Annotated in this window: 15 protein-coding genes and 1 other RNA gene; 9 read left to right on the top strand and 7 right to left on the bottom strand. The window is 59.4% G+C overall.

The window, feature by feature from the left end; translation table 11 throughout:
• Positions 1-30: 30 nt before the first annotated feature.
• The 3 genes from pheA to gyrA all read right to left on the bottom strand — a co-directional run bounded on the left by pheA (position 31) and on the right by gyrA (position 5,049).
• Positions 31-1,104, bottom strand: a complete 1,074-nt coding sequence (gene pheA / locus FYB76_RS05390) for a prephenate dehydratase (RefSeq protein ID WP_154132920.1) — start codon at positions 1,102-1,104, stop codon at positions 31-33.
• A 128-nt stretch (positions 1,105-1,232) separates the two neighbouring features.
• Complete coding sequence (gene serC / locus FYB76_RS05385) at positions 1,233-2,345, bottom strand: 3-phosphoserine/phosphohydroxythreonine transaminase (protein WP_154132919.1); 1,113 nt, start codon at positions 2,343-2,345, stop codon at positions 1,233-1,235.
• Positions 2,346-2,403: 58 nt separating this feature from the next.
• Entirely contained in the window at positions 2,404-5,049 is a 2,646-nt protein-coding gene (gene gyrA / locus FYB76_RS05380) for a DNA gyrase subunit A (protein ID WP_154132918.1), read from the bottom strand.
• A gap of 745 nt (positions 5,050-5,794) precedes the next feature.
• Here gyrA and ompA point away from each other — a divergent pair.
• The 7 genes from ompA to FYB76_RS05345 all read left to right on the top strand — a co-directional run bounded on the left by ompA (position 5,795) and on the right by FYB76_RS05345 (position 14,810).
• Complete coding sequence (gene ompA / locus FYB76_RS05375; protein ID WP_088756378.1) at positions 5,795-6,409, top strand: outer membrane protein OmpA; 615 nt, start codon at positions 5,795-5,797, stop codon at positions 6,407-6,409.
• 169 nt (positions 6,410-6,578) lie between these two features.
• Positions 6,579-7,295, top strand: coding sequence for a bifunctional 2-polyprenyl-6-hydroxyphenol methylase/3-demethylubiquinol 3-O-methyltransferase UbiG (gene ubiG / locus FYB76_RS05370; protein ID WP_039787305.1), 717 nt, complete (start codon positions 6,579-6,581; stop codon positions 7,293-7,295).
• A gap of 84 nt (positions 7,296-7,379) precedes the next feature.
• Entirely contained in the window at positions 7,380-8,036 is a 657-nt protein-coding gene (locus FYB76_RS05365) for an HAD family hydrolase (RefSeq protein ID WP_088756379.1), read from the top strand.
• 195 nt (positions 8,037-8,231) lie between these two features.
• The gene (locus FYB76_RS05360) at positions 8,232-11,636 is read left to right on the top strand and encodes a DUF748 domain-containing protein (RefSeq protein WP_154132917.1); all 3,405 of its coding nucleotides are present in this window, start codon (positions 8,232-8,234) and stop codon (positions 11,634-11,636) included.
• Positions 11,637-11,817: 181 nt separating this feature from the next.
• Positions 11,818-12,198, top strand: a transfer-messenger RNA (tmRNA) gene (ssrA, locus tag FYB76_RS05355).
• A 233-nt stretch (positions 12,199-12,431) separates the two neighbouring features.
• Positions 12,432-13,607 (top strand): FAD binding domain-containing protein, encoded by a 1,176-nt coding sequence (locus FYB76_RS05350; protein WP_154132916.1) that lies wholly within the window; start codon positions 12,432-12,434, stop codon positions 13,605-13,607.
• 276 nt (positions 13,608-13,883) lie between these two features.
• Positions 13,884-14,810 (top strand): LysR family transcriptional regulator, encoded by a 927-nt coding sequence (locus FYB76_RS05345; protein ID WP_154132915.1) that lies wholly within the window; start codon positions 13,884-13,886, stop codon positions 14,808-14,810.
• A gap of 9 nt (positions 14,811-14,819) precedes the next feature.
• On the opposite strand, the gene FYB76_RS05340 is transcribed toward FYB76_RS05345, so the two are convergent.
• The 3 genes from FYB76_RS05340 to FYB76_RS05330 form a co-directional block, all read right to left on the bottom strand.
• Positions 14,820-16,484 carry a methyl-accepting chemotaxis protein gene (locus tag FYB76_RS05340; protein ID WP_154132914.1) on the bottom strand — a complete coding sequence of 555 codons (1,665 nt, stop codon included), beginning with the start codon at positions 16,482-16,484 and terminating at the stop codon, positions 14,820-14,822.
• Positions 16,485-16,525: 41 nt separating this feature from the next.
• Positions 16,526-18,946 (bottom strand): bifunctional diguanylate cyclase/phosphodiesterase, encoded by a 2,421-nt coding sequence (locus FYB76_RS05335; RefSeq protein ID WP_195724574.1) that lies wholly within the window; start codon positions 18,944-18,946, stop codon positions 16,526-16,528.
• A 204-nt stretch (positions 18,947-19,150) separates the two neighbouring features.
• Complete coding sequence (locus FYB76_RS05330) at positions 19,151-20,245, bottom strand: alkene reductase (protein ID WP_154132912.1); 1,095 nt, start codon at positions 20,243-20,245, stop codon at positions 19,151-19,153.
• Between the two features lie 106 nt (positions 20,246-20,351).
• Here FYB76_RS05330 and FYB76_RS05325 point away from each other — a divergent pair, with 106 nt between their 5' ends.
• Positions 20,352-21,284, top strand: coding sequence for a LysR family transcriptional regulator (locus FYB76_RS05325; protein WP_088755598.1), 933 nt, complete (start codon positions 20,352-20,354; stop codon positions 21,282-21,284).
• Between the two features lie 617 nt (positions 21,285-21,901).
• On the opposite strand, the gene FYB76_RS05320 is transcribed toward FYB76_RS05325, so the two are convergent.
• Positions 21,902-22,303, bottom strand: a complete 402-nt coding sequence (locus FYB76_RS05320; protein ID WP_154132911.1) for a hypothetical protein — start codon at positions 22,301-22,303, stop codon at positions 21,902-21,904.
• 431 nt (positions 22,304-22,734) lie between these two features.
• On the opposite strand from FYB76_RS05320, the gene FYB76_RS05315 reads away from it, so the two are divergent.
• Entirely contained in the window at positions 22,735-23,145 is a 411-nt protein-coding gene (locus tag FYB76_RS05315) for a response regulator (protein WP_088755600.1), read from the top strand.
• The last annotated feature ends 41 nt before the right edge of the window (positions 23,146-23,186 follow it).

The raw sequence follows: 23,186 nt of genomic DNA, 5'->3' as shown, positions 1-23,186 counted from the left end.
AGCCTTGAAGAATGGCGGGACGGCAGGCGCTCACAGGCCCAGCGGATAGGAGCCCAGCAGCTTGAAGAAGGCGGCGTTCTGGCGCAGCTCTTCGAGCGCCTTGGCCACCCTCTCATCCTGCTCGTGGCCTTCGAGGTCGACGTAGAAATAATATTCCCACGCGCCCATGCGGGCCGGGCGCGATTCGAAGCGCGTCATCGACACGCCATGCCGCGCCAGCGGCGCCAGCAGGTTGTAGACCGCACCGGCCTTGTTGGGCACAGACAGCACGATGGAAGTCTGGTCGCGCCCCGATGGTGCCGTGCGCAGCCGGCCGATCACGGCAAAGCGGGTACGGTTGTGCGGATCGTCCTGGATGTGGGCGTTGACCGTCTGCAGGTTGTACTTCTGGCCCGCGATTTCACCGGCAATGGCGGCAACGCCATTATCTTCACCTGCCATGCGCGCGGCCTCGGCGTTGGAGGCCACCGCCTGGCGTTCGATGGAAGGATAGTTCTGGTTGAGCCACGCATTGCACTGGGCGAGGGCCTGCGAATGCGCGCAGATGCGGGTGATGCCTTCCATCTTGCCGCTGGCGGTCATCAGGCTGTGATGCACGGGGATCGCCACTTCGCCGCTGATGGTCAGCGTGGTCTGCAGCAGCAGGTCGAGGGTGCGGTTGATCACGCCTTCGGAGGAATTCTCGATGGGTACCACGCCGAAATCGGCAGTGCCGGCTTCGGCATCGCGGAACACTTCATCGATGGACACGCAGGGCAAGCCTTCGATGGCATGGCCGAACTGCTGGTACACGGCCTGTTCGCTGAAGGTACCTTCCGGGCCGAGGTAGGCCACCACCACACGCTTTTCCAGCGCGCGGCAGGCCGACATCACTTCGCGGAAGATGGTCTGGATATCAGTGCCCAGCAAGGGGCCGGGATTGCGATCGGCGGCGCGGCGCAGGACCTGCGCTTCGCGCTCGGGACGAAACACCGGGGCATTGGTCTCGGCCTTGACGTGGCCCACTTCCTGCGCGACGCGGGCGCGCTGGTTCAGCAGGTCGAGGATCTGCGCATCGATGGCATCGATCTTCTGGCGCAGGGGCAGCAACTTGTCGTCACTCATCTTGCTCTTTCAGGTGTTGCACGGCGCGCGGGCGCTACGAGCGGCCGGCGGCGCACCGGGCATGGCGTTGGCTTGGCGCACGGCCACGGCCTGCACTGCGCGGGCGCTGCGCCCGGCCAGATGCGGCCTCAGCCGTGCTGCTGTTCGAAGTCTTTCAGGTAATCGACGAGAGCCTGTACGCCCTCGATCGGCATCGCGTTGTAGATCGATGCACGCATGCCGCCGACCGACTTGTGGCCTTTCAGCTGCAGCAGGCCGCGCTCTTTGGCGCCGGCCAGGAAAGTATCATTGAGCGCATCGTCACGCAGGAAGAACGGCACGTTCATGCGGGAACGGCAGTCCGCTGCGATCCGGTTGCTGTAGAAATCGGTGCTGTCCAGGTAGCCGTAAAGCAATTCGGCCTTGGCGATGTTGCGCGCTTCCAGCGCGGCCACGCCACCCTGGCGCTTGAGCCACTGGAACACCAGGCCGGCGATGTAGATCGCGTATGTCGGCGGGGTGTTGTACATGGAATCGTTGTCGGCCACGATCTTCCAGTCGAAAGCCGAGGGACAGAACGGCAGCGCGTGACCCAGCAGGTCTTCACGCACGATGACGATGGTCACGCCCGCCGGGCCGATGTTCTTCTGGGCACCACCATAGATGACGCCATATTTCGAGACATCCACCTCGCGCGAAAGGATATGCGAGGACATGTCGGCCACCAGCGGTGCGCCGTCGGTGTCAGCCGCAACTTCCGGCGTGTACTGGTATTCGACGCCGTCGATGGTCTCGTTGCTGCAGATGTGCACGTAGGCGGCATCGCGCGAGAGCTTCCAGTCGGCACGTGCCGGGATGCTGGAGAACTTGCGGTCGGCCGACGAGGCCGCCACGTTCACGGTGCAGTAGCGCCCTGCTTCCTTGATCGACTTGGTCGACCAGGAACCGGTGTTGATGTAGTCGGCCACACCGGCCTCATGCTTGCCCGCCGGCGAACGCAGCGCCGCCAGGTTCATCGGGATGATGGCGTTCTCGGCGATGGCCCCGCCCTGCAGGAACAGCACCTTGTAGTTGGAAGGAATGTTCATCAGCGCGCGCACATCTGCCAGCGCGGCTTCGATGATGGACATGTACTCCTTGCCGCGATGGCTCATCTCCATGACCGACATGCCACTGCCATGCCAGTCCAGCATCTCGTCGGCTGCCTGTTGCAGCACTTCCTTGGGCAATACCGCCGGACCGGCGGAAAAGTTATAAACCATGTCTGCGTTCGCCATCAAAAAAGGCGGCAGGCACGCGGCCCGCCGCCCTGGACTTGCTTTACTCGCCTGCGGCGGGTGTTTCGCCGCCGGCAGCCTCTGGGCCTTCGCCTTCGATCACATCTTCCACATCGGACTCGACCACACGCTGCAGGCCCGACAGCTTGGTGCCGTCTTCCACTGCAATCAGGGTCACGCCCTGGGTCGCGCGGCCCATCTCGCGGATCTCCGAGACGCGGGTGCGGATCAGCACGCCGCCGGTGGTGATGAGCATGATCTCATCGCTGGAATCGACCAGCGTGGCGGCCACGACCTTGCCGTTGCGCTCGCTGGTCTGGATGGCGATCATGCCCTTGGTGCCACGGCCGTGACGGGTGTACTCGGTGATCGGGGTACGCTTGCCGAAGCCGTTTTCGGTGGCGGTGAGCACGGACTGCTGTTCGTTCTCGGCCACCAGCAGGGCGATGACTTGCTGGGTCTCTTCCAGGTTCATGCCGCGCACGCCACGGGCGGTACGGCCCATCGGACGGACGTCGTTTTCATCGAAGCGCACGGCCTTGCCGCCGTCGGAGAACAACATCACGTCATGCGCGCCATCGGTCAGGGCGGCACCGATCAGGAAGTCGCCTTCATCCAGGTCGACGGCAATGATGCCGGCCTTGCGCGGATTGGAGAAGTCAGACAGCGGGGTCTTCTTGACCGTGCCCAGGCTGGTGGCCATGAAGACGTAGCGGTCATCCGGGAAGCTGCGGTTGGCACCCGACACCGGCAGGATCACCGTGATCTTCTCGCCATCCTGCAGCGGGAACATGTTGACGATGGGCTTGCCGCGCGAATTGCGCGAACCCTGCGGGACTTCCCAGACCTTCAGCCAGTACAGGCGGCCACGGTTGGAGAAGCACAGGATGTAGTCGTGCGTATTGGCGATGAAGAGCTGGTCGATCCAGTCGTCATCCTTGGTGGCCATGGCCTGCTTGCCTCGACCGCCGCGCTTTTGCGCGCGGTATTCAGAAACCGGCTGCGACTTCATGTAGCCGGTGTGCGACAGCGTCACCACCATGTCCTGCGGAGTGATCAGGTCTTCGGTAGCCAGGTCGGTGGCGTTGTGCTCGATGGTGGAGCGGCGCTCGTCCTTGGCGCCGATGCCGTAGTCGTTGCGGGCGGCGTTGAGTTCGTCGGTGATGATGGCGGTCACGCGGGCCGGCTTGGAGAGGATATCCAGCAGGTCGGCGATCTGCGCCATCACGTCCTTGTATTCATTGACGATCTTGTCCTGCTCCAGGCCGGTCAGGCGTTGCAGACGCATCTGCAGGATTTCCTGGGCCTGTTCGTCGGAGAGCTTGTACAGGCCATCGGACTGGATGCCGTAATGCGCTGGCAGGCTTTCCGGACGGAAGGCTTCGATGCCGCCTTCGTTGGCTTCGCCGGCGCGGGCCAGCATCTCGCGCACCATGGACGAATCCCAGGCGCGGTTCATCAGCTCGGCCTTGGCGATCGGCGGGGTCGGTGCGGCGCGGATGATGGCGATGAAGTCATCGATGTTGGCCAGTGCCACGGCCAGGCCTTCGAGCACGTGGCCGCGTTCGCGCGCCTTGCGCAGTTCGAACACGGTGCGGCGGGTGACCACTTCGCGACGGTGCGACAGGAAGCATTCCAGCAACTGCTTCAGGTTCAACAGGCGCGGCTGGCCGTCGACCAGCGCCACCATGTTCATGCCGAAGGTGTCTTGCAGCTGGGTCTGCTTGTAGAGGTTGTTGAGCACCACTTCGGGCACTTCGCCGCGCTTCAATTCGATGACCACGCGCATGCCCGACTTGTCGGACTCGTCGCGCAGGTCGGAGATGCCTTCGAGCTTCTTGTCGCGTACCAGCTCGGCGATGCGTTCGAGCAGCGCTTTCTTGTTGACCTGGTAGGGCAGCTCATCGACGATGATGGCGATGCGGCCTTCGCGGCCATACTCTTCGAAGTGGGTCTTGGCGCGCATGACCACGCGGCCACGGCCGGTGCGGTAACCATCGCGCACGCCCGAGACGCCATAGATGATGCCGCCGGTCGGGAAGTCCGGGGCCGGCACCAGCTCGATGAGTTCATCGATGGTGCAATGTTCGTTGGCCAGCAGGTGCAGCGCGCCGTTGATCACTTCGGTGATGTTGTGCGGCGGGATGTTGGTGGCCATGCCCACGGCGATGCCGGAAGAGCCGTTGACCAGCAGGTTGGGGATACGCGTCGGCAGGACCGAGGGTTCCTTTTCCTTGCCGTCGTAGTTGGGCACGAAATCGACGGTTTCCTTTTCGATGTCGGCCAGCAATTCGTTGGAAATCTTGTCCAGGCGGCACTCGGTGTAACGCATCGCGGCCGCACCGTCGCCGTCGATGGAACCGAAGTTGCCCTGGCCGTCGACCAGGGTGTAGCGCAGCGAGAAGTCCTGGGCCATGCGCACCAGGGTGTCATAAATGGAGGCGTCGCCGTGGGGGTGGTATTTACCCATGACTTCACCGACCACGCGCGCGCACTTCACGAACGGGCGGTTCCAGACGTTGTTCATCTCGTGCATCGCATACAGCACGCGGCGGTGCACCGGCTTCAAGCCATCGCGCACATCCGGCAGTGCCCGACCCACGATCACGCTCATGGCGTAATCGAGGTAACTCTTGCGCATCTCTTCTTCGAGGGAAATGGGGATGGTTTCTTTAGCGAATTGATCCATTGGAGAGTCGAAAGATGTTTCCCGGCCAGAAAATCGTGCCGGGCGGGCGTGGCCCTTGGACTGATCAGAACAGTGCATTCTAGCACGCCAGGAGGGTCAAAAGCCCGTCAAAGGCCCTCATCGCCCCGGCAACGGCATGCTTCGCGATGACACCCGGTCCGGCGGGCAGCATCACCGCATGCGCCGCAAAGCTCCTCCCAGCGCCTGAGAGCGACCAAACGGGGGGACCTGCTAGCTATATATATTAGAGCGCTCGAATTCTGCGGCCAGCATTGCCACCCGGCATCGAATGTTTTTCCACGGCGGTTGTGCTGTCAAATGGCCAATTTGGGGAAAATTTTCCGAAACTCACTTTCCCGGTGCACGCCATCGGGAGAAACCCCACGTGCCGGGAGGCACGATGCCAGGGAGAAAATGGCAACTACTTGCCCGAGTGAAAATGCGCGAACTGTATGAAAAATAAGGATTTTCTTTAAAAAATCCGGCTTTTTTCAGCCTTAAAGGAACAAAAACGGGCCAAAAATATCGCGTTGCGAAGAAACAACACAGTCCCAAAAACGTTGTCTGGACCAATTGGCAAGCATCGCTGAAGGTCAATCCGTGTGGCAGAATGGCGGCTAAGTTCATTACTAGCCCCATGGAACAAGGGCCTGTGACGACCTGAACACATGATATTATTCATTTTTTTGATGTCGTAATCTTGTAGCGCAGTTTATCTGCGGATATCTCACCCGAGAGGAGAAACATGAACAAATTAGCAAAACTCGTCTTCGCTGCTGCGTCCGCAGCCATCGCACTGTCTGCCACCGCTCAGGAAACCAAGGACATCAAGGTTCGTCCGGGCAGCCTGTACCTGCAAGATGGCCGTGACGTCGTGACCCGCAGCGGTTACGGTCTGTGCTGGCAAACCGCTTACGTGAACGGTCCGTGCGAAGAACCGCCCGCACCGGCTCCGGTTGCCGCTGCTGCTCCTGCTCCGAAGCCCGCTCCGGCTGCTGCTCCGACCTCGGAAAAAGTCACCTACGCTGCTGACGCCTTCTTCGATTTCGACAAGGCAACCCTGAAGCCGGCTGGCAAGGCCAAGCTGGATGAACTGGTTGGCAACCTGAAGGCGATCAACCTGGAAGTCATCATCGCCGTCGGCCACACCGACTCGATCGGCTCCGTCGCCTACAACCAGAAGCTGTCGGTTCGCCGTGCTGAGTCCGTCAAGGCCTACCTGGTCTCGAAGGGCGTTGAAGCCAACCGCGTCTACACCGAAGGCAAGGGCAAGTCGCAACCGGTCGCCGACAACAAGACCGCTGCTGGCCGCGCCAAGAACCGTCGCGTGGAAATCGAAGTTGTGGGTACCCGCAAGTAATCGATTGCCGCTACAAGGCTCTAATGAAAACCCCGCTTCGGCGGGGTTTTTTTATTCCTGTTTCATTTGCTGGTCATGCACGCTTTGGCAGGCACTTGCCCCGTCATTGCGGCGCATCTTGACCTGGCGCAGGCTACCCGCCGCGTCGGATTGGGCTATCATTAGGCCCATGAATACGACCAATGCGACCATGAACGCCGATCCCCAAGAGATCCAGAAATTCAGTGAACTGGCCCATCGCTGGTGGGACCCGGGTTCCGAATTCCGTCCCCTGCATGAAATCAACCCGCTGCGCCTGGAGTGGATCAACGCCCGCGCCCCGCTGGCCGGCAAGAAAGTGATCGACATCGGCTGCGGTGGCGGCATCCTGGCCGAGTCGATGGCCAAGAAAGGTGCCGACGTCACCGGCATCGACCTCTCCGACAAGGCCCTCAAGGTGGCCGACCTGCACAGCATGGAATCCGGCGTGCAGGTGCGCTATGAAAAGATCGCCGCCGAAGACATGGCCGCACGCGAGGCCGGCCAGTACGACGTGGTGACCTGCATGGAGATGCTGGAACACGTCCCCGATCCGGCCGCCATCGTGCGCGCTGCAGCCAACCTGGCCAAGCCGGGCGGCAAGCTGTTCTTCTCGACGCTGAACCGCAACATGAAGTCTTACGTCATGGCCATCATCGGTGCCGAATACGTACTGCGCCTGCTGCCCAAGGGCACGCATGACTACGCCAAGTTCATCACCCCGGCCGAGCTGGCGCACTACACGCGCGAAGCCGGCCTGCAGATCGACGGCTTCAAGGGCATGGGCTACAACCCGCTGACCAAGATCTATTCGCTCAACGACGACACCAGCGTGAACTACCTGGTCGCCTGCACCAAGCTGGGTTGAGCCGACTCGCCCACCGCTCGCCTGTATGATCCCCTCGCCGCAGCCCTGCGCTGCGGCGCTTTTCTTCCTGCCATCCTCACGCCCATGCCACTCCGCCCTCCCCGCGCGATCCTGTTCGACCTTGACGGCACGCTCGCCGATACTGCTCCCGACCTGGCTGCCGCCGCCAACTATCTGCGCCAGCAACGGGGACTGGAAAATGCCCCCTATGAAAGTTTGCGTCCGGTCGCCTCGGCCGGTGCCCGCGGGCTCATCGGTGCGGCGCTGGGCATCCATCCGGGCGATGCGGAATATGAAGACTTGCGCGTACTTTTCCTGGACCGCTACCAGGCCAACATGACCACCCACAGCAGCCTCTTCGACGGCATCCCGGCACTGCTGGCGCAGCTGGAAGCGCGCGGCATCGCCTGGGGCATCGTCACCAACAAGGCGGCACGCTTCACCGACGTGCTGGCCCCGCAGATCGGCCTGGGCCATGCCGGCTGCATCGTCTCCGGCGACACCACCCCGCATCCCAAGCCGCATCCCGCGCCGCTGCTGGAAGCTGCCAAGCGCCTGGGACTGCCACCCGAGGATTGCTGGTACGTCGGCGACGACCTGCGCGACATCCAGGCCGGCCGCGCCGCCAACATGCCGACCATTGCCGCCGCCTGGGGCTATTGCGGCCACACCGAACCAGCTGCGTGGCAGGCCGATGCGTTGCTGCATGCCCCGCTGGACATCCTGAACCTGCTGGACTGATCCGCTTCCCCGGCTTTGCTGGCGCGTTCAAGGAAACTTGGACGCGCCATTTCCCTCCTAGCAGTGCCATGTCGCCTCGCATTAGAATGGCGACAACCCGGCGCACGCCGCAGCACCACACACCATCACAACCAGAACCGGCCACCTGGGCAGGCATCGCGCCAGGACGGACCGGCACCGACAAGGGAAACCCTCATGAGCAAGCCGGACCGAGCCTCTCTCACCCAGCACATCGCCTGGCAACGGATGAGACGCCCGCTGCGCTGGGCCGGCTGGACGCTGGCCGTCCTGCTGGTCCTGGCGGCGTTGAGCTGGGCCGCCCTGCCCGCGCTGGTGCGCAAGATCGCCGTCGACCAGACCCAGGCCCAGACCGGCCGCAAGCTGGAGATCGGCGAGATCGCCTTCAACCCTTTCAAGCTGGCCCTGCGCGCCGCCGACATCACGCTCTATGAAGCCGATGGCACGCGGCCCTTCTTCAGCGCCAAGGGCTTGCTGGCTGACCTCTCGGCCGCTTCGCTGGTGCGCCTGGCGCCGGTACTGGACGAGGTCAAGCTGAGCACGCCGCAACTGCACGTGGTGCGGGTGGATGCCGAGGGCAGCGGCCATTACAACTTCTCCGACATCCTGGAGCGCTTGGCCGCGCAGCCCAAGAGCGAAGGCCAGGCGCGCTTCTCGCTGGCCAACGTGCAACTGCAGGATGGCCAGATCCGCTTCGAGGACAAGGTCAGCGGCAAGAACATCGACATCGCCGCGCTGCAAGTGGGCCTGCCCTTCATCTCCAACCTGCCCGGCAACATCGACAGCTTCGTGCAGCCGCAGCTGTCGGCCACCATCAACGGCACACCCTTGCACCTCAAGGGCCGCAGCAAGCCGTTCGCCTCCACACAGGAATCGGCCTTCGCCATCGATATCGACCAGCTCGACCTGGTCGGCTACCTGCCCTTCATCCCTGCCGAATTGCCGGTGCTGGTCCAGGGTGCCAAGCTGAGCACCAAACTGGACCTGGGTTTCACGCGCAAGGACGACAAGCCCACCGTCACCCTGGCAGGCGATGTGCGCCTGGATGACCTCGCCCTGCAGGACAAGGCCCGCGCACCGCTGCTCAAGGCCAAGTCGGTGGCGCTGCAGGTGAAGCAATTCGACGTACTGGCCGCCAGCGGCGAACTGACCCAGCTCACGCTGGAGCAGCCGCAAGTCTGGGCCAGCATGAATGCACGCGGCGAGATCAACTGGCAGCGCGCCCTGGCCGGTGGCAGTTCTGCGGCAGACAAGACCAGCGCCCGTAACGCAAAGAAGGAAGCAGCGGCTCCTGCCGCCAGTGCTCCCCAGCCGGCCAGCTCCATCGTGCTGCAACAACTGACCGTGCGCGGCGGCGAAGTGAACTGGCGCGACGAAGCCATTGCGACGCCTGCCCAGGCCATCAAGCTGAGCAAGATCGACATCAACGCCACCCAGCTCTCTACCGCCGCGGACGCCAAACCCGCACACCTGACCCTCTCCGCGCTGGAAAACGGCCACGGCAAGCTGACCTTCGATGGCCAGCTCCAGCCGCTCAAAACCGGCGTGGCGGGCAAGATCACGCTGGAGAACATTGACCTGGCCGGCTACCAGAATTACCTGTCACGCGCCCCCATCAGCGGCGTGGCCGGCAAGCTCTCCGGCCAGACCACGCTGCAACTGCGCGACGGCCATCTCAAGCTCGACGACAGCAAGGTACAACTGGCCGACCTGCGCTTGACGCCCCCGGGCAAGGGTGCACAGCCGCTGGCGCTGGAATCGCTCTCGCTGCAGGCCCCCACGCTCACCGATACGCTGGACCAGGCCATCCCCTTCAAGCTGCAAGCGCGCTTCGACAAGAATGGCAGCGCCGATCTGGCTGGGCAGGCTGCAGCGCATTTCAGGAGCGTGGCGTTGGATCTGGATGTGAAGGATTTGCCCATCACGCCCTTCCAGCACTATTTCACCGATGTGCTCAATGTCACCATCAGCAGCGGCCTGGCCAGCGCCAAGGGCAAGCTGGAGCTGACACCCCCGCTGGACGATCGCAAGCTGGCGCTGGACTACAAGGGCAACGCCGCCATCACCAACCTGCGCATGCAGGACAAGCAGACCGCCACCGATTTCCTGCGCTGGCGCACGCTGGACCTGGCCGGCATCCAGGCCAAGCTGGGCGGACGTCCGCAGGTGGCGCTGGAGAAGGTGACGCTGTCCAACTTCTACGCCCGCGCCATCCTTTCCGACAAGGGCCGCCTGAACCTGCAGGACATCGTGGTGAGCGATGCACAAGAACAGGGTTCGATCACCGATGACGGCAAGAAGGACGCCAAGCCTGCCAGCACGGGAAGCTCCCGCAAGACCGTCTCCGCCGCCCCGGTCACGCCCGCTGCCGCCCCCGCCGATGCGCCCATCGTGCGCGTCGGCCAGGTAGTGCTGGAAGGCGGCAACATCAACTACACCGACAACTTCGTCAAACCCAACTACACGGCCAACATGACGGGACTGTCCGGCAGCATCGGCCAGATCTCCTCGGAGAAGCCGCAACCGGCGCCGGTCAACATCAGCGGCAAGATCGACAACGACGCGCCGCTGCAGATCTCGGGCTCGCTCAACCCGCTCTTCAAGCCCATGTACCTGGATCTCAAGGCCAGCGCCAACGGTGTGCAGCTGCCGCGCCTGACGCCCTACTCCGCCAAGTACGCCGGTTATCCGATCACCAAGGGCAAACTGTCGATGGATGTGCAATACAAGATCGAGAACGACAAGCTGGTGGCCCAGAACGATCTGCGCATCGAACAGCTGAGCTTCGGCGAACGCGTGGACAGCCCCGATGCCACCAACCTGCCGGTGATGCTGGCGGTGTCGCTGCTGAAGGACCGCGATGGCAACATCAACCTGAACCTGCCGATTTCGGGCTCGCTGTCGGATCCGGAGTTTTCGGTCGGCGGCATCATCGTGCGGGTGTTCGTGAACCTGATCGTCAAGGCCGTCACCTCGCCCTTCGCGCTGATCGGGTCGATGTTCCGGCCGGACGAGCACATTGGCGAGCTGCGCTACATCGAGTTCTCGCCGGGTTCATCGGAAGTCACCGATGAGGTCCGCAAGAAGCTCGATGCGCTGGGTTACGCGCTGCATGAGCGCCCGGGCATCAAGCTCGACATCACCGGCCGCGTCGATCCCCAGGTTGACGACCAGGGCCTGCGCCGCGAAGCGCTGGAGCGCGCCATGCGCAGCCTCAAGCGTGCCGACCTGATCGCCAAGGAAGGCCAGCCGGCCGGCCCGGTCCGTGTGAGCGCGGCCGAAAGGAGCAAGTACCTGGAGCGCGTCTACAAGGACGCCAAGTTCGACAAACCGCGCAACATGATCGGCTTGACCAAGAGCATGCCCGAAGCCGAGATGGAAAAGATGATCCTGGAGCACACCGAGGTGACCAAGGATGACTTGCGCAACCTGGCCCAGCGCCGGGCCGACCAGGTGCGAAATTATTTGCAGGAACAGAGCGTGATCGATCCGGCGCGCATCTTCCTCATCGCCCCCAAGCTGGACGGCGCGGGCATTCCCGAGAAGGAACCCAAGGCGCGGGTGGAACTGACCATCCAGTGAGAGGCCATGCGCCAGGGGGCAGTGCGGGGCTTGAAAAGCCGTGCGCTGCCCATACAGTAGGGAGTAGGTTATAATTCACCTCCCGCCGAACAAGCGGGCGCCTCTGGAAGAGACTCGGAAAGAGGCAAGCGTAATACGCAAGTTCACGCGCCCAGCGGGATTTGCGAAGCTTCAACACCACGGGGCCGACTTGGTTTCGACAGGGGTTGCAAAGCGGAACAGGGCATGCCGAGGACTGGTTACCTCGTTAATCCATCCGGAACTGCTTAAATGCAAACGACGAATCTTACGCTCTCGCAGCGTAAATCGCACCTAGAAACCTAAGAAACTTCTAGCTCTACAGCACTTCTTCCCTGGGGTGTGCTGGCAACAGCGGTAGAGTCATTTACAGGGAATCGTGGCGTATGGGGTTACTTCATACGTCATTAAATCCAAGGTAACTCGTCCTGTCGAAGCGTGTGCGTCCGCGTCGCCAGGATTAAAACCAATTGACTGCACTACGCATGTAGAACTGTCTGTAGAGTGCTTCTGGACGCGGGTTCAATTCCCGCCGGCTCCACCAAACATCAGTCCAGCTAGTGCCAGTGGAGTCTAAAATCCCCAAGAATTCAAACGCTTGGGGATTTTTTTCGTCTATCGGCATCCATTGAGGTCAAGGCACATGCCGCTGCGCTTGTATGCAACGGCATGCAGCAGGTCTTTGCAACCCGAGCAAAAGCCTTTTCTGCCCTGACGAGGTTCTCTCTTCAGCACATCTGCGGCATATTGAGGTCAGCAAAATAATGGCGACTCATCATGGCCCACCACTCTCCTGTCAACCCGGAATCCTCGGGACACCAACCTCGAGCCATCATCATTGGCGGCTCGCTAAGCGGACTATTCGTCGGCACACTGTTGCGTCAGATAGGCTGGAAAGTTGATATATATGAGCGTTCTACAGGTGATTTCGACAGCCGCGGCGGTGGTATCGTCCTGCAGCCTGAGGTACTGGAGGTCTTCAGGCGCATCGGGATCAACAAGCATCGAAAGACCTGGGGTGTCCCTTCGATGGACCGCGTGGTGCTCGATAGGGGCGGGAACATCCGATCAAGACGATATGCACCGCAAATCCAGACCTCCTGGCCCCTGATATACGGTGCTCTCAAGTCGGCTTTCGACATGAAGCATTACCACCAGGATAAAACCCTCACCCACGTGGAACAGGACGATGGACTGCGCCATGTGACGGCCTACTTTGAGGACGGCAGTGAAGCCAGTGGCGACCTGTTAGTCGGCGCAGACGGCGGAAACTCACAGGTCCGTTCGCAAATCTGGCCATCGCAGCTACCCGGTTATGCCGGCTATTTGGCTTGGCGCGGCCTCCTGCCAGAATCAGCAATGACAAATTCGATGCGCTCCGAATTACACGGCAATTTCGGATTCGCGAACAATGTGGGATCACACATCCTGGGTTATCTGGTACCTGGGGCCGGCAACAGCATATGGCCCGAAGAACGTCTCTACAACTGGGTCTGGTACCGAGTCGCCAGTGCCACCCTGCTTGAACAGGTGATGCTGGACCGTGACGGACGACAGCGCGCTTATTCGGTTCCGGAAGGTCGACTTGCCGCGCGCTGGCGAGACTACTTGCATAAAGAAGCAGGGTCGCTCTTGCCGCCCCAATTTCAAGAGATTGTCCGCGCAACTGATGCACCATTTGTACAGGCCGTGCGCGATTTGGCTGTCGACAAGATGGTGAACGGACGAGTGTTGATCCTTGGCGATGCCGCTTCGATTCCACGCCCGCATACAGCGGCAAGCACCTTGAAAGCCGCCGCCAATGCCTTAAGCCTGGCTGATGCCTTGCAGGCCAACACAACCGATATTGATGCCGCGCTGGCAAGTTGGGAGCCGCGCCAGGTTTCGTTCGGAAAACAATTGCTAATGCAGGGAATGAGGACCGGGAAGTTGCTGATGTTCCACCAGGCCTAGACAAAACAAACGGTATCTTCGTCGCCTTATTTGCTACGGTCCTGACCATATCGGGACGTTGACGCAACGCTCCCAACCTGCACAGCCAGAACACACTACGCGTCTGGCCAGAAAGTACATCAACCGCACACCGCATGCTGCTGCCGCTGCCGGAGCAAGTCTTTTCCTTTCACATTACACCGGTACAATGCCTTCCAGCGGACGGGGTGCCTCCTGCTGGAGGAGCGTCTGCCCCTCACTGATCATTGATGCTGGTTTCAAAGGATATGACGCGGCATGGACAGGTTTTCTGAGCTCAAGGCATTTTCAGTTGTTGCCAGTACTGGCGGCTTTTCCGCAGCCGCCCGCAATCTCGGCATCGCGCCCTCATCAGTGGTACGTCTTGTCGATGCGTTGGAAAGACGTGTCGGCGTCAGACTGCTCAATCGATCCACCCGTACCGTGACACTGACTGACAGCGGACGTTTTTATTACGACAGCGTACTGCTCATTCTGGAACAGATCGAAGAGGCGGAGAATTTCGCCTCACAAGAAGGCGTACCGCAGGGACGACTGACGATCTCTGCACCGGTAACCTTCAGCACCATTTATCTGGGCCCGGCCCTTTGTGAATTGCAGCAGACGTATCCCAAGCTCAAAGTACATCTCGACCTCAATGACGGAATCAGCGACCTGGCAGAAGACTCGGTGGACGTTGCCATTCGGATCGGCAAGCCCGTCCCGCACCCCGGCCTGACTACACGCTGGCTTGCCAGGCACGAGAGGATCATCTGCGGCAGCCCCGACTACTTCGATGAATTTGGCACACCCTTGGCACCAGCCGATCTTGCCAGGCATGATTGCCTCATCTTTTCCTATGGCGGCCAAGCGCACCAATGGCGATTCCGTCCCTTGGGCAACCCGGATGGATCTGTTCAGGCTGTTGACGTACGTGGCTCATTGACGGTCAACAATTCCGAGATGCTACGCCAGGCCTGTCTGGGTGGTTATGGCGTAGCACTATTACCCGTCTGGCTAGTCATGGAAGATGTCCTTGCAGGCCGGCTGATGAGGATCCTTCCAGACTACGAAGCCAATCCCGGCCCCATGGACGTTGGTTTGTATGCGGTATATCCCCCCAATCGCGAAGCTGCTCTCAAAGTACAAGCCTTCATTGCTGTGTTGGAACAGCATCTTTCCAGAACGCTTCCGGTACTTTCGTAGCCCCGCCTTCTATGCGCGCACCAGCTTCAGATGTCGCGGTGGAACAAATACGGGGGGAGTCCCGTTTGATGGAGAGGATGCTTCTACCGGCCGTAGCGATATTGTGGGATCAACGAGATCCCTCGCACCGAGCTGAAATTGGCTGACCAGTTGGGACAATACCGCAGCCAGATCTCGCAGACTGGCGGCAGAGGCTGCAGCCTCTTCCACCAGCGCAGCATTCTGCTGGGTAACGCTATCCATCTCCGAGATCGCTACGTTGATGTGACCAATACCAGTGCGCTGTTCAGTCGAAGAAGCGGAAATGGCCGCAATCATCGAAACCACTTCGCTCACGCTGTGCACGACATCGCTGATTGTGCCGTCGGCTTCCTTCACGATACTGGCTCCCATAGCGATGCTGGCTGAAGAGGCGTCGATGAGCCCCTTGATTTCCTTGGCAGCTGCGGCGCTTCGTTGCGCCAACACACGCACTTCCGATGCAACCACCGCGAAGCCCCGGCCTTGTTCGCCGGCACGGGCTGCCTCTACCGCAGCATTTAGCGCAAGGATATTTGTCTGGAACGCGATACCATCGATGGAAGAAATGATGGCTTCAATCCGTCCGGCGCTAGCGCTGATCATTTCCATCGTCTGGCTCACCTTCTGCATGGCCATCCCGCCTCGTCGTGCGAGATCTGAAGTCGATAATGCCAACTGGTTGGCGTCAAGCGCATGCTGGGTGTTGGAAGCTACCGTCTGGGTCAGCTGCTCCATGGAAGCAGCTGTTTCCTCAAGGGAACCTGCCTGACTTTCAGTGCGGGCCGACAAATCCAGGTTCCCGCTGGCAATCTGCGTTGAGGCGGCCGCAATGGCCTCGGCACTGCCTCGGATAGAGGCAATCATCCGCGCCAGCCGGTCCTGCATCACGGCCATCGATGCGATCAGGCTGCTGCTGTCCCCCTTGCGCAACTTTACTGGCTGACTCAGATCTTGCTCAGCAATTCGCATCGCGACCGACACGGCATATTCGGGACTGCCGCCCAAGGTGCGGATCAGACTGCGATTGACCAGCGCGACAATCATCGAGAGCAACAGACTCACAAGCGCAAGCCCCCCTGCACTCCTCGCCAGCGAAGCGTAGAAAGCCTCCTCGATGTCATCCACGTATACTCCCGCCACCAGCGCCCAACCCCAAGGCTTGTAGCTGACGATGCGCGCCAGTTTGGCCGAGGGCAAATCTGTCCCGGGACGCAGCCAAAGATACCGCATGAACCCTTCTCCTTCAGGAGAAGCGGCTAACCGGGCAATTTCCAAGAACACGGGGAAGCCCGCTGGGTCCTTGAAACCGCTCATGTCCTTGCCATCGTTCTCGGGCCGGCCTGGATTTTGGATCGCTGTCGCATTCATTCCGAGAATTGCGATGTAACCGTCTTTTCCATAGCGAATATTCTTGAGTACGGCCTTGGCCTGCCGCTGCGCCTCTTCAGTACTGAGATTGCCTTTTGCGGCTTCATCAGCAAAGCCCTCAACGATCTTCAAGGCGGCTCTATCCAGATTGGTCAAATCTGTTTGCCGCTCTTCGTAACGCTGCTGCCGCGCCTCCATGATGTGAAGCAAAGACACGGCACACAGGCAGCAAAGGCTGGCAAGCAAAGGAAGCCAGAGTTTTTTCTGAAAGCTTAGCCTGACCATACGATTTCCTTTTTTTGAGATGAGATGATAGTTCCCGCCTGTCACGCAGCACGGATAGCGGGGAAAAGCAGCTGCTGACGAGATAGGACTGCTGCTGCCTCTTCATGAACGATGCCTTGGCCAAAATAGAAACCCTGCGCCTGGTCGCATCCGTGATGACGGAGAAAATCAAGCTGCACGCTATCCTCAACGCCTTCAGCAACAATGTTGCGATTCATTGCATGCGCCAACGCGATGACTGCCTTGACGATCTCTGCATCGTTGCCATCGATCGAGATATCACGAATGAAGCTTCGATCGATTTTCAGCGTATGTATCGGAAAGCGTTTCAGGTAACTCAGGCTTGAATAGCCAGTGCCAAAGTCATCTATTGCCAGCTGGAGGCCGAACGAACTCAGTGCATTGAGAATCTCTACAGTTGACTCTGGCGAATCCATGATCACACTCTCGGTGATCTCCAAAACCAGGCAACGTGCTGGGCACTTGCTTGCAGAAAGCACCCGGCGCACCGTATCCACCATATCGGCCTGGCGAAACTGGGTGGCAGAGAGATTGACCGACATCTTTATGTCGTCCGGACAAAGGCCAGCGCGTTGCCATGCCACCAGTTGATGGCATGCGGTCTGAAGCACCCATTCTCCGATCTGGACGATCAATCCGGTCTCTTCGGCCAAACCGATGAATTGGTCCGGCGGAATCACCGCCTCGCCCGGAGGTTGCCAGCGCAACAGGGCCTCAAAACCGATAATGCGGCCGTCAGCAATACTCACTTGTGGCTGATACACCAGGTGAAACTCTTTACGCTCCATCGCGCGTCGCAACGCGGCATCCATACGCAGGAACTGAAGGGCGTCCTTGCTCATTTCGTTGACGTAGAAGGTATAGCGCCCTTTCCCGCTTTGCTTCGCCTGGTACATCGCGGTGTCGGCATTCTTGAGCAAGGTGGCGCTATCGGTACCATCCCGGTCATACAGGCTGATACCGATACTTCCACCGAGGAACAGTTCGTGGCCGTTGAGCAGCATGGGGGCGCAGATGGCCTTGAGTATGCGGTCGGCAACGAGAGCAATATGGTGCTGCTGACCAGCATTGACCAGAACCACGACGAACTCATCGCCACCGAGACGCGCCACGGTATCACCAGGACGAACACATGCCAGCAAGCGTCGTCCGATTTCGATGATCACCTGGTCACCCACATCGTGGCCGAGACTGTCGTTGATGTTCTTGAAGCGATCCAGGTCGACAAACAGGACCGCCAACGTTTGCCTGGATGGGTACGCCTGCCGCGACTGCTCAATCGCCATGGCCAGCCGGTCCATCATGAGGCTGCGATTGGGCAGCCCGGTCAGGTGGTCATGACTGGCCAGATGACGCATGCGGTATTCCGTCGCCTTGCGTTCGGTTATATCCTCGATAGCTGCGATGAAATGAATCTCACCGCTACTCTCGCGCATTGATGAGACCGTCACCTGTCCCCAGATCGACTCGCCATCCTTGCGGACATAGCGTTTCTCGCTCACGTAGTCCTGGATCTCTCCGTTGAGGATACGTTGCGTCATCTGGTCGTAATCACACTCTTCCTCCGGGTCGGCCAAATCGCATAAATACAAGGCCTGCATCTCGGCTGCGTCGTAACCCAGTACTTGTTGAAGTTTTCGGTTACTGCGCAAAATGCGCCCGCTGGCGTCAAAATGCACCAGTCCGACCGCAGCCTGATGAAAAGAGAGCCTGAAACGCTCTTCGCTGTCTGACAGCGCAGCTTTAGCTTCCAGTACACGCGCAATATCATGCGCCACCAGCAGCAGTAGCGACTCGTCACGATCATTGAAGCGCGAAAGGCCGAGCTGGTATTGCTCACAATATCTGCGCCCGTCCTCATCCATCATATTGATCCCCTGGTGCGGTACGCCGCTGGCAAGCACCTCCTTGGCAGCGGCATGCAGAGCAGGTACCTTCAATAGCGTCGATAACGCCAAACCGTCCACAGATTCATCCGGAGACAGGTCGAGAATCCGACGCATCACAGGATTGATAGTCCGGATGCGGAACTGGTCATCCATGACCAGCAATCCATTGGGGGTGTAATTGAAAATGTGCTCCGCATAATTCCGGTAGCGGTCCAACAACTTCCATTCAGCGGAGAGACTCGCCTCGATAAGAGTGCCTGCGTCGTGCAGTGCCTGGGCAAGAATCATGTTGAGGGATTCGATGCTCTGGCTGGTATCTCGAAGCTCCACTTTTTGCAGTGTCGGGATCAGAGCTCGCAGGTAGTCCCGACAATCCTCTACATGGGCCAGAGCCAGATGGGGTATTCCCTGCCCCGCGTTGTCCAGAGCGCGCTGCAGACATGCCAACGTCTCACTGCGTCCGTCATGCATCGCATCGGGAGGATTGACAGGCCCGCGCTGCATCAGCAACGATCGCCCGATACGCATATTGCGCGCTTCCTTCTTGAGCAAGCGCCGCATTCGCAAAGTGCGGGGTAAGGAGCTGAACTGTCCTCGCTGATCAAACTGAGTGCCATGGACTTGACGAGGGGTGATAGACAAGTTGGGTAGGCGCAATCTGGGGTTGCGATTCATAAGGCCACGCTCCGGCAAGAGTTGAGAAGACGATGCGGGATGCCTGCGCAGGAATGCCACTCGTGATGGCCCTGCGTACAGTCAGCTCAGGCTGGGGTAATCGGTGTAGCCGACATGGTCCCCGCCATAGAACGTAGATGGATCGGGTTCGTTGAACGGACCTCCCTGCGCAACACGCATCACAAGATCCGGATTGGCGATGTACTGGCGACCGAAAGCCACGACGTCTGCTCTTCCCGAAGCAATCAATTTTTCGGCGTCTTCGAAAGTCAAGCCGCCATTTGCAACGAGCATGCCGTGGAAATTCGGACGCACAATGTCCAGAATCTGCGGCATGTCCTTGATTCCGCCCCATGCATTGGTATCTGCAGCATGCACATAGCCGACCCCATATTCATTGAGCATCTGCGCCACATAGGTGTACGTGCGATGCGTGTCACCATCAATGGCATTGTTATACAGGGCGAAGGGAGAGAGGCGCACACCAATCTGCTGTGCTGATAATTCTTCCAGTACAGCTTCGATGACCAACCGGAGGAAGCGTGCCCGGTTCTCCAGGCTGCCGCCGAATTCATCTCCCCTCCGATTGACATGGGAAGAGAGGAACTGCTGTGGAAGATATCCATTTGCCGCATGGATCTCCACACCGTCGATCCCGGCCAATACCGCGTTGCGTGCGGCGGTACGAAATTCTTCTATCGCCTGGTAGATCTCCTGGACGTCCATGGCGCGTGATGGGGAAGCTGCGATACGCGTGTAGTAACCATTGCGCAGAGCGCCATAGACCTGCAAAAGACCGAGGTCTTCGTTGATCCCGGAGGGTGAGAGAGGTGCAGCTCCGTCAAGCAGGGAGTAGGAGCTCACACGACCGCTATGCCACAACTGAACAAAGAGCTTTCCTCCCGCCTCATGGACAGCGCTGGCGACCTCACGCCAGCCGGCCGCCTGGTCTGAATGGTAGAGACCTGGCGCATTCTCAAAGGCGGACGACATCGGGGACACATTGGTCGCTTCGGTGATGATGAGTCCGGCCGAAGCACGCTGCCGGTAGTATTGCGCGGTCAGCGCCGTAGGCACGCCATCGGAACCGACACGGGCGCGTGTGACTGGTGCCATGGCGATTCGGTTGGACAGGCAAAGTGAGCCAATGTTGACTGGCCGGAGTAATGCGTTCATGGTGAGCCCCCTTTGGGTGTAATGAGCGCACACTCTAACTTTCCAGCTCGGCGCTGATAATATCTGGAAATTGACGAAGGCTCTTGCGTAGAACGCAAAGGTGCTCATGAACAAATTTTCCGAAATGCAAGCATTCGTGGCAGTGGCCGACACCGCGGGTTTTTCCGCTGCCGCCCGCCAGATGGACCTCGCTCCCTCTTCCGTGTTGAGGCTGGTGGATGCATTGGAAGAAAGGCTCGGTGTAAAGCTGCTCCACCGAAGCACACGCAGCGTTACGCTCACCGAAGGTGGCCGCGAATTCTATGAACGGGTGGTCGCTGTTCTGCAGCAGCTGGAGAGCGCTGATGCGCAAGCTGCCAATCTGGAGCAGGAGCCACATGGCGTTTTGAAAGTCACGGCTCCGGTGACCTTCAGTACGCTCTATCTGGCACCCATCTGCCGCGAGCTACATCGTCGCTATCCTCATCTGCAACTTGATTTACAGTTGAGCGACGGGATGAGCAACATGATTGACGAGTCTATCGATGTAGCGGTACGAATCGGCGTGCTGGGCGACCAGCCCAATATGATCGCTCGCAGGCTGGCCGCGCATGCCCGGGTCATCTGTGCCAGTCCCGATTATCTGCGCACGCACAGCCCGGCAGAGCGGCCCTCTGACCTGCTGGCGCACAGCTGCTTGCAGTTCAGTTACGATGGGCCGCGCAGGGGATGGCGCTTCCGCCACCACGAGGATGACAGTGCAGATATAGAAGAGGTTGACGTCCAAGGAAATTTTTTCGCAAACAACGCGGAGATGATCCGTCAGGCGGCCATCTCCGGAAGAGGCGTGGCTATGCTGGCTCGATGGCTGGTTGGAGAAGATTTGCGTGCCGGACGACTGGTTTCCATGTTGGACAATTACGAAGCAAATCCTGGCCCGATGGACGTAGGGATCTACGTCATCTATCCAGCTAACCGGCGTGGCTCGGTAAAGGTCAAGGCCTTCATCGAATTGCTGACAGAACAGCTATCCTCGCATCCCGGCGTGATGGAAAAATAATCCTCATCACCTCATCCCCATGCTGCGGTGGTGAGTTGCAATATCTTTGCCAGCGCGACCAGAATGCCCCAGGTTCAGACTTCCGGGATTGCATCGGTTCCTGATGCTCATTGGAATAAAAAAATCCGCACACGGGATAGCCCCATGTGCGGTGAACGCCAGAGGGAAGTGCTGGCGGGAGACATACTTCGGATAACACACAGGAGACATGGGTGCCGATGGCACATGATGCTGCCGCCCTTCGCCTGGCCGCTGACAATGCGTCATGCATCATTTGAACGCTGGCGAAATTTACGGAATCATTGCATCCAACAACTTTAAAAAAATGAGATGAAATGGTTCATGCCGTTTCCTGAATATCGCTGGCCAGTTGAGTCGTACCAAGCATAGGGCTTGCAGCAGCATTCGCGTCAGGGAGAGAGTGTCTCAGAGCCGTCCAGCGATCGTCTAGTTATACCTAAGGATGAGCCCGCACTCTCCGCTCTTTTATTTTGATGGAATCCCGATTCACTGCGGGGCAAGAGAGGCCAGAGACATGTCTGGCGCATGCTATTTTCTTCCCCTGTGCAATTTGCGGGAGAAGAAATCGAGCAGCGGATCCTTGCAGGGAAGCAGGCTTAACGTTCTGGTCCACTTGCCCGCAATACAAATTTCGATGTAGAGCCGCCGTCCGTCAAGGAACTCGGCGCTTCCGTTGAAATGATTCTCATCGAAAAAAAAAGAACGTGCGACGAAAGAGGCGCAATCGTTATGCGGTGCGCCCCCGATTCGGCTCGGTCAATCTCTTTAACGTCGCGCTGGTGTCGCAGACCCGATGCCATGTAGATCCTCCAATGCGTAATGATGATCGGACGATCAGTCACATTGTGCAGATACACTTTGTTTCCCAGCTTTGATGTCGAGGACAAGGCCACGCTAGCATCGATCTGGCGTAGCGCTCGCCACCGCTCCACGATCTTGATCAGCACCAACGTTGCCGACGTCGTTGCAGCCCATCTTGCCAATGCGTGCGAATCCATTACCCCTCCAAGCGAACGCGTGACTTCTCAATCCAGTGACCGCCCCGATTGCTGAGTGCGCATTCATTGACGGCATACGCATTAAAAGCACAGTCGAGATGTTGATGCACTTCAAGCGCCAGATTATCACCGACAGACTTGGACTTTTCTGTAACACCAAGGTATGAACCAAGCAGGGCTTTGGTTTGAATGGTTCCTGTTTTTCAGGATTTCCCATCGTGGCAACAGCAGTTGCTTTGGGCGCGCGCATGCAATCACTTGCGCGGTTTGATCAGGACAATTGCGCGTTGCCGATTGCAATCCGGCATGTCACAAAAAAAGAGGTCTGATACCAACGTATGATTTTTCACAACAGGCCCACTTGCTAATCTTCATCGCATGGTCGCAGTTCCATGCGACCCCACCGCGAGACTCGCAAGAAAGGACGGCATATGGCCACCGCAGACCTCCACTTCCTGATCGTTGATGATTTCGCTCCGATGCGTCGCATTGTCAGCGCACTGCTCAAAGACATTGGCTATTCTCGCCAAACGGAGGCAGATGACGGCAGCACGGCGTGGAAGATCCTGGAATCTGGGGCCAGTTCCATCAACTTCGTTTTGACCGATTGGAACATGCCGCTCCTGGATGGGATCGGGCTGCTCAAGAAGATCCGCAGCAACCCTGACCTGGCGCATCTCCCGGTGATCATGGTTACTGCTGAGACCCATAAGGACAACATCCTCCATGCTGCAGAGTGTGGAGCGGACGGCTATATCGTCAAGCCCTTCAACGCAGATACGCTGGAGCGCAAGATTCGCAAGATCACGGCACGCAGGGAGCAGATGCTGGCGATTGCCTGAACCGATGTACGAAGGCGTGCCTCTCGTCCGGCGTACGATCT

Origin of the sequence: Herbaspirillum sp. CAH-3, assembly GCF_009668275.1 — a bacterium.
In the GTDB taxonomy this organism is placed as follows: Bacteria; Pseudomonadota; Gammaproteobacteria; order Burkholderiales; family Burkholderiaceae_D; genus Herbaspirillum; species Herbaspirillum aquaticum.
This window is presented reverse-complemented; position numbering and strand designations above follow the sequence as displayed.